At 32.1% G+C, this 8380-nt stretch carries 8 protein-coding genes; all 8 read left to right on the top strand.

What is annotated here, in order from left to right:
• The first annotated feature begins 243 nt into the window (after nt 1–243).
• The 8 genes from KA468_RS09740 to KA468_RS09700 all read left to right on the top strand — a co-directional run bounded on the left by KA468_RS09740 (nt 244) and on the right by KA468_RS09700 (nt 8112).
• Nucleotides 244–825: a TerD family protein gene (locus tag KA468_RS09740; RefSeq protein WP_291242748.1), complete on the top strand. Its 582-nt coding sequence runs from the start codon at nt 244–246 to the stop codon at nt 823–825.
• Nucleotides 826–834: 9 nt separating this feature from the next.
• Entirely contained in the window at nt 835–1515 is a 681-nt protein-coding gene (locus tag KA468_RS09735) for a TerD family protein (RefSeq protein ID WP_291242747.1), read from the top strand.
• A gap of 14 nt (nt 1516–1529) precedes the next feature.
• The gene (locus KA468_RS09730) at nt 1530–2168 is read left to right on the top strand and encodes a VWA domain-containing protein (protein ID WP_291242746.1); all 639 of its coding nucleotides are present in this window, start codon (nt 1530–1532) and stop codon (nt 2166–2168) included.
• Nucleotides 2168–2800 (top strand): VWA domain-containing protein, encoded by a 633-nt coding sequence (locus KA468_RS09725; RefSeq protein ID WP_291242745.1) that lies wholly within the window; start codon nt 2168–2170, stop codon nt 2798–2800. Before KA468_RS09730 ends, KA468_RS09725 begins: the two co-directional genes overlap by 1 nt.
• A 253-nt stretch (nt 2801–3053) precedes the next feature.
• A complete protein-coding gene (locus tag KA468_RS09715) occupies nt 3054–4094 on the top strand; it encodes a TerY-C metal binding domain-containing protein (protein WP_291242744.1) in 1041 nt (346 codons plus the stop codon).
• Between the two features lie 4 nt (nt 4095–4098).
• Nucleotides 4099–5547, top strand: coding sequence for a protein phosphatase 2C domain-containing protein (locus tag KA468_RS09710; protein ID WP_291242743.1), 1449 nt, complete (start codon nt 4099–4101; stop codon nt 5545–5547).
• A gap of 10 nt (nt 5548–5557) precedes the next feature.
• Complete coding sequence (locus tag KA468_RS09705) at nt 5558–7078, top strand: kinase (RefSeq protein WP_291242742.1); 1521 nt, start codon at nt 5558–5560, stop codon at nt 7076–7078.
• 23 nt (nt 7079–7101) lie between these two features.
• A complete protein-coding gene (locus tag KA468_RS09700) occupies nt 7102–8112 on the top strand; it encodes a TerC/Alx family metal homeostasis membrane protein (protein ID WP_291242741.1) in 1011 nt (336 codons plus the stop codon).
• Nucleotides 8113–8380 lie beyond the last annotated feature (268 nt).

Here is an 8380-nt window from a genome sequence, read left to right as displayed (position 1 = left end):
GTTATGCCTCACCCTATGCCAACAGTGCTAAAAATGAACAAACAGATAAAAATGAAAATAGAAAACCAAAGCTTCGCAAAATTAAAAGAGGTGCAAGCCAAAGCACAAAGCCAACGCTTTTGCACCACATTTAATTTTGCCCCAACGCACCCAAGCCCACCCACCACCCAATCAGAACAAACTTTGGACAAAAGTCTAAAAAACTAAAATATACGTTAAATTTGCAAACTAAAAATAAATAAAATGGCAGAAGTAATTAATTTAAGAAAAGGCGACAAAGTCGCAGTAGGTTTTACAAACATTACCGTTGGTTTAGGATGGGAACCGAACGAAGGTACAGGAGGAACATTTGATTTGGATGTTTCTGCAATTATGATTGACGAAAAAAGAAAAATGCCAAACAAAGACTACTTTGTTTTTTATGGCAATTTGAATTCGCCTGACAATTCAGTAACTCATACAGGAGACGACCCAGACGGAACTTCAAGTGATGGAGACGATGACGAATCTATTATTATTGACTTGACAAAAATCAACCCAAGTGTTCAAGAGATTTTATTTGTTGTAACCATTGACGGAGCAGCGGACAAAAAACAAAACTTTGGACAAGTTAGAGATTCTTATATCCGACTTATAGACAACAATACAGGAAAAGAAGTAATGAAATATGAATTAGGCGAAGACTTCTCTATTGAAACAGGAATTGAATTTGGAAGATTATACAGAAGAAATAATGAATGGAAATTTGACGCGTCAGGTGTTGGATACAAAGAAGATTTAGCTTTCTTTTTAAGTAAATATTTTTCAGGAACTATAAACAAATAAATTTAAAATATGCAAGAAGTAATAAACTTATCAAAAGGTCAAACGATAGACCTACGCAAAAATTCAAAAGGCGAAAGCGTTTACGACCTTTCACAAGTAACAATTGGTTTAGGTTGGGATGTTCGCCAAAAAGAAAGTGGTTTTTTAGGAAAATTATTTGGAGGAAATAAAGAAGAGGAATACGACCTTGATGCAATTGCATTTTTATTAGATGCAAATGGAAAAGTAGCAAATCTTGGACGAACAAAACAAGCTACAAACGGACAAAACATTGGGCTTTTTGAAGGTGATGTAATCTTCTTTAATTCTCAAAATCACCCATCAGGTCATATATGGCTTACAGGCGACAACCGAACAGGTGCAGGCGATGGAGACGATGAGCAAATTATTGTAAAATTGGATTCATTAGACCAAAAATATCAAAAAATACTTTTTGTAGTTTCTATTTATCAAGGCAGAAAAAACAACCAACATTTTAGTATGGTTGATAATGCCTTTATAAGAGCAGTTGATGCAAAAGGAAAAGAAATTACAAAATATAGTTTGTCAGGCGATGCCTCATTAAATGGAAAATGTTCAATGGTTTTTTCAGAAGTGTATCGACATAACGGAGATTGGAAATTTAGAGCAATTGGAGAACCACACGACACAGACAATTTTATCGACATTCTTAAAAAATACACTAACTAAAAATTATAAATAAAATGAGAAGATTACCAGTATATCTATTATTAGACACATCAGGCTCAATGGGAGGAGAACCAATTGAAGCTGTAAAAAATGGTGTGCAAATTATGATTAGTTCATTGCGTGGAAATCCACAAGCACAAGAAACGGCCTACATTTCGGTAATAACGTTTGATAGTGTTGCAAATCAAATAATTCCATTAACTGACTTGGGTTCTTTTCAAATGAGAGACATTCAAGCAACAGGAGGAACATCACTTGGCGAAGGTTTGAATTTATTGAGTAGGTGCATTGACAATGAAGTTACAAAAACAACACCTGAAACAAAAGGCGATTGGAAACCATTAGTTTTTATTATGACTGATGGAATGCCAACTGATAGTTGGCAAAATGGACTTGCAGAATTCAAAAAAAGAAAAACAGGAATTGTTGTTGCTTGTGCAGCAGGAAGTGGTGCAGATACAAGTGTACTAAAACAAATAACTGAAAATGTAGTTGAACTTGCCACAGCCGACAGCCAAAGTATAGCTAAATTCTTTGCTTGGGTTACAGCATCAATTGGCGTTTCATCTACAAAAGTAGAAGACAGTGGAAAAGAAGTAATAGGGTTAAATGAATTGCCACCACCACCATCAGAATTAAATATTGTTGTATAATGCGAAGACTACCAGTTTACTTTTTATTGGACACATCGGGTTCAATGAATGGCGAACCAATTCAGGCATTAAACAACGCTTTAAGTGGTATGATAAATTCTTTGCGTTCCGATGCTCAAGCATCTGAAACGCTTTGGATTAGCATAATTACATTTAACTCTACCGTTACTGAATTAGTGCCATTAACAGAATTGCCAGCATTTCAGCTACCTGAAATTACTGACCCTATTGGTGCAACTTTCACAGGTAAAGCTTTAGAATTGTTGCATAGTAAAGCAAGTACAGACATTAAAAAAGGAAATGCAAATCAAAAAGGAGATTGGAAGCCTTTACTTTTTTTAATTACAGACGGCAAGCCGTCTGACACTATGCTTTATAGTGAAATGATACCTAAAATAAAAGCATTGAATTTTGGTGTAATTGTAGGTTGTGCAGTTGGGCAATTAGCAGATGATTCAAAACTAAAAGAACTAACAGATAATGTGGTGCATTTAGCCACAGCCGACACTTCAACATTAAAGCAATTTTTTAAATGGGTTTCTGATACTATTGAACACGGTAATAAAAGTATGGGAACAACTGATACGGTGGCTTTGCCACCACCACCCCAAGAAGTAGTACAAGTAATATGAGAATGATTTTACCAATAGTATTAAATGTGTTTATTGTAGGCTTGTTTCTATACTCTAAACTATTGCCTTATAAAGACAAATTGAATAATCAATACAAAGGAATTTTTGATTTTTTCAATAGCATTTTTACACCTATATTAAACTTCTTGAAAAAATTTGTAAAGCCTTTTCAAGTTGGACAAGGTTTGTCAGTTGATTTAACACAAATAATATTATTGATTTTGCTTTTAATACTTCTAAATAATTTTTAACTATGAGAAGACTACCAATATATTTTTTAATAGATGTTTCTGAATCTATGGTTGGCGACCCAATCCAGCAAGTAGAAGAAGGTTTGGCAACAATTATAAAAACCTTAAAAACAGACCCAACAGCAATAGAAACAGTTTGGGTTTCAATTATAATTTTTGCAGGACAAGCCAAAACACTTGTGCCATTGCAGGAATTAATAAATTTTTATCCACCGAAATTTCCAATTGGTAGTGGAACTTCATTGAGCAAAGGTTTAGGACATTTAATGTTTGAATTAAGAAAAAACATTGTAAAAACAACCCAAGAAGTAAAAGGCGATTGGAAACCAATTGTATTTTTATTTACAGATGGTGTGCCAACAGATAATACAAAAAATGCCATTGCAGAATGGAAACAAAATTGGGCAAGAACTGCCAATTTAGTAGCAATTTCTTTTGGTAGTGATACTGATACAGAACAATTAGGAGAACTAACAGAAAATGTTTTGCACTTTAAAAATACAGATACTAATGCTTACAAACAGTTTTTTAAATGGGTTACAGATTCCATAAAAACAAGTAGTGAAAGTGTTGAGAATAATAAAACAGGTTTTGAGTTAGCCAATTTTGATGAAAATACACTTTCAAAAATTGACTTGTCAAAAAATAAAAAAACCGATTTTGTAGATGATAATTTTGTGGTTTTATCTGCAAAATGCCAAAACTCAAAACGACCCTATTTAATGAAATACAAAAGACATATTTCATTAAATAGCACAGGTGATATAGATAAAATTTACAGATTAGTTGGTGCTTTTCAAGTTGATAATACCTATTTTGAATTATCCGATGAAACAGCAATAAACCAAAAAATTAGCACCGAAGAATTATTGGGTGCACCTACTTGCCCTTGTTGTGGCAATCAATTTGCTTTTGCAGTATGCCAATGTACTAAACTTCATTGCATAGGAAATGAGGAAGTAAGCACTTGTCCTTGGTGTGGTAACCAAGGCACTTATGGTGCAGGAGAAGGAAATTTTGATGTAAATAGAACACAAGGATAAAGCAATGGATATTAAAGCGTACATACAAAATCTACTGAAAGGAAAAGGTATTGAAATCAATACTAACAGAAATTCATTATTAGAGGAGTTTTCTAATAACTCAACAAATACTGAATTGGTTAAAAGTATCTTTGAAAATCAAGAAAAAATTATGATAAATTGGAATATAAAAAATAGAATTGCAGACATACAGTCTCAACATATTGTAATACCAAATGCAAAAGAACTAATTCCTTATACAGCAAAAATAGATTTTGTAGCACTCAATTTAACTGATTTGATTGATGAAAAATTTGAGGGATTAGAAGATTTAGGGTTAAGTTTTAATAAAACAACAGATACCATAGAAGGAACACCTACAAAAAGTGGAGATGTTAAATTTAAACTTTTATATAAAATCAAAGGCGAGAATGAAACTGACCCTTTCAACGAAAAATTAATTTCATTAGTTGTAAATCCTGACCCAAAAACTTTGTGGGTTTTAAAACCAAGTAATCAAGAAGCCATTTTTGCAAAGCCTGACGATATTTCTTTATTTGATAAATTAGGAGAAAAAAATATTGTTGTATCCTCTAAAAGAGGAAGAAGTCACGGAAAAGAAGGTACTTCAAGAGATGATGATTTTGCTTTCAAATATTTTGAAAAAACTCAATGGTCTTTAGTGGTTGTAAGTGATGGTGCAGGAAGTGCATATCTTGCAAGAATTGGTTCAAAATTGGCTTGCGATGCAGTAGTAGAATATTTTGAACAAGTTGCAGACATTGATAAAATGAAAGAATTTGAAGATAAAATTTCAGAATACAACCAAGACAAAACAGATGAAAAATTAAAGGAAATACAAATTTTGTCAAAACAAAATTTATACAAAGCAAGTGTTTATGTTCACAACAAATTAAAAGAGTTTGCAGAGCAAACTTTTTCAACAAACCCAGAACTTTTTAATAATCCAAAAGCGAAAACAAATTTAGAATATTTACATTCTACTTTAATTTTCACATTATTTAAAAAATATGAATTTGGTTATTTAATACAAAGTTTTGGAGTTGGCGACTGCCCTATTGCAGTGATGAATTTTGACAAATCAGAAACTACTTTATTAAATTGGTTAGATGTTGGCGAATATGGTGGAGGGACAAGATTTATTACTCAACCTGATATTTTCCAAAAACAGGAAGTAATGATAACACGATTTAATTTGAAAATTATTGATGATTTTTCTTACCTATTTTTAATGACAGATGGAATTTATGATGCAAAATTTGTAGTAGAAGCCAATCTTGAAAAACACGAAAAATGGGTTGAATTTTTAGAAGATTTAGAAGGGAAAAATGATGAGAATAATAAAGTAGAATTTAATAAAGACAACAGCGAAATTGCAAATCAATTATCAAAATGGATGGACTTTTGGAGTGCAGGAAACCACGATGATAGAACTTTAGCAATAGTTTTTTAAACGATATTATATGCAAACTATTACACTAAAATCTATTTTAGACAATACCAAAAGCTACCAATATGTAGATAATGGAGAACCTATGCGTGGAGGAATGAAAGATGTTTATTTCAGTCCTGATAAATCGTATGTTGTTGCTTTTTACAGAAAAAAATTAGACTTTGATGGCAAAGAACTAGTAAGGCAATTAACAACCAATTACAGGAAAGGGATATTCGATAATCCAGACGGGCAATATTGGAAAAATATTTATTGTTGGCCTTATGATATTGTAGAGAAAGATGGATTAACAGGTATAATTGTGCCAACTTATGAAAAGCATTTTTTCTTTAAACAAGGTTATGCAAGCAATGACATTTTAAAAGGTAAAGAGAAAAATGGCAAATGGTTTGCAAGTGCAAAATTTAGAGCAACAAATTCAAAAACTAAATTAGACAAATCTGAATTAGGGAATTGGTTAAGTTATTTTCAAGTATGTGTAAATATTGCAAGAGGTGTAAAACGCCTACACAGTGCAGGTTTAGCTCATTCTGATTTATCTTATGCAAATGTTTTGATTGACCCTGCAAGTGGTTCAGCAAATATTATAGATATAGACGGTCTAGTTGTTCCTAAAAAGTTTTATCCGACAGTAATTGGAACAGCCGATTTTATTGCACCTGAAGTATTATCTACAAAACATTTAGATATAAAAGACCCTTTAAGAAAATTACCCGAAAGAACAACAGACTTACACGCCTTGGCAGTTTTAATTTATATGTACCTATTGTACAGGCATCCTTTGAGAGGGGGGAATTATTTTGGACAAATTGACGAAGTAGAAGAAGAGAATTTTTTAATGGGTTCAAAAGCACTATTTGTTGAACATCCAACCGATAGCAAAAACAGAAATTTCAAAAGAGAGTATGGCGAAAATTTAGAGAAATTTAAACCTTGGACAGATTTAGCAAAAACACCATACACCATAACAGGACCTTACTTAAAAGAACTTTTTGACCAAGCTTTTATAAAAGGTTTACACAATCCTATTGAAAGACCAACAGCAGATGCTTGGGAACAAGCATTGATAAAAACTAATGACCTAAAATTAGAATGTAGCAATAAACAATGTGAGCAAAAATGGTTTATTTATAATAATACAAAAGATACAAAATGTCCTTTTTGTAATACAAAATATAATAATACTATTCCTGTTTTGGATTTGTTTTATCAATTCAAGCCTAATGTTTGGAAACCTGAAAATCAAAGAATTGTAGTGTATAATAATGCCACTTTACACAAATGGCATTCTAACAGAAACATAATTAGAAATGAAAAACTTATTGACAAAGACAAAGTAAGCGATGGTTACTTTGCGTTTCATAACAACAAATGGGTTTTTGTAAATCAAAAACTTACTTCATTAAAAGATGTAACAGAAGATAAAGAAATTCCTATCGGTTCAATGGTAGAAATCACAAACGGCAAAAAACTTTTATTTTCAAAAGAAGATGGAGGAAGAGTAGCCATAATTACAATAGCAAACAATTAAATAATAAATAAATCAAAATAAGTATGGAACAAAGTATTTTACAATTACACCCTGGGTTAGTTTGGGGTTTCGGCATCACAGTAATTATTATGTTATTGTTAGACCTCGGTGTTTTCAACAAAAAAAGCCACATAGTTTCTAATAAAGAAGCTACTGTTTGGACTATCATCTGGATTTCATTATCAATGGTATTTTCAGGCGTAGTATATTATGTTTTTAATCAAGATACTGGTGGTCACGAATTAGCTATTGAAAAATTTACACAATTTCAGGCGGCATACTGGATAGAAAAAGCTTTATCAGTAGACAATCTTTTTGTATTTATTTTAGTATTTGGATATTTTAAAGTTCCTCGAGAATTACACCATAAAGTGCTTTTTTGGGGTATTTTAGGAGCGTTACTTTTTAGAGCAATATTTATATTCGCTGGGGTTGGTATTATTAATTTGACTTATCTCCCAACTTTTGAACTATTTGACAAAAATGTTGAGATTAATATTGTTTTAACACTTTTTGGTTTATTCCTTGTATATGCTGGTATTAAATCTTGGGGGGGTGGTGACGATGATGATGAGCAAGATTTTGCAAATTCAGCAGGTGCAAAATTGGTAAAAAAACTTTACAAAGTAAGTGATAACTATGACAAAGATAGATTTTTTACAGTTCAAAACGGTTTAAAAGTTGCAACACCTTTACTTGTTGTTGTTGCAGTTATTGAGTTTACAGATGTGTTATTTGCTGTTGATTCTATTCCTGCAATTTTTGCTATTTCAAAAGACCCATTCATTCTTTATACATCAAATATTTTTGCTATTCTTGGACTTCGTTCATTATACTTTTTGTTGTCAAATTTTATTCATATGTTCAGTAAATTGCCTTATGGTTTGGCAATAATTTTGACATTTATCGGTATAAAAATGATAATTTCACCTTGGTATCATATTTCTTCGCCAATTTCATTAGGCATAGTTGGTGGTGTTTTACTTATTTCCGTATTAGTTTCAATAATGTTTCCTGAAAAAAAAGAAGAATAAGCCAACGCTTTTGGTAGCACATTTGCATTTTTGCCAAAGCACAAACCAACGCTAAAAAATGCAAAAGAGCTACCAAGCCAACGCACCAAAACACAATCAAAAATAGACAGACGAATAACGACCGACAAAGAAGGGCGAAGGCATAACAGCAGTTTGGCAAAATGGCGGGTTCAGTGCTAAATTGAACATTTGGTTTTCAAATGAACTTTAGTGCTAAAATGAAAGCAAGTGCTTCTAAATCCGCCACTTCGCCAAGCTGCAAAACGTT

The organism is Flavobacterium sp. (assembly GCF_017985075.1).
Classification (GTDB): domain Bacteria; phylum Bacteroidota; class Bacteroidia; order Flavobacteriales; family Flavobacteriaceae; genus Flavobacterium.
Note: the sequence above shows the minus strand (reverse complement) of the source record. Positions and strands in the feature narration are given on the sequence as shown.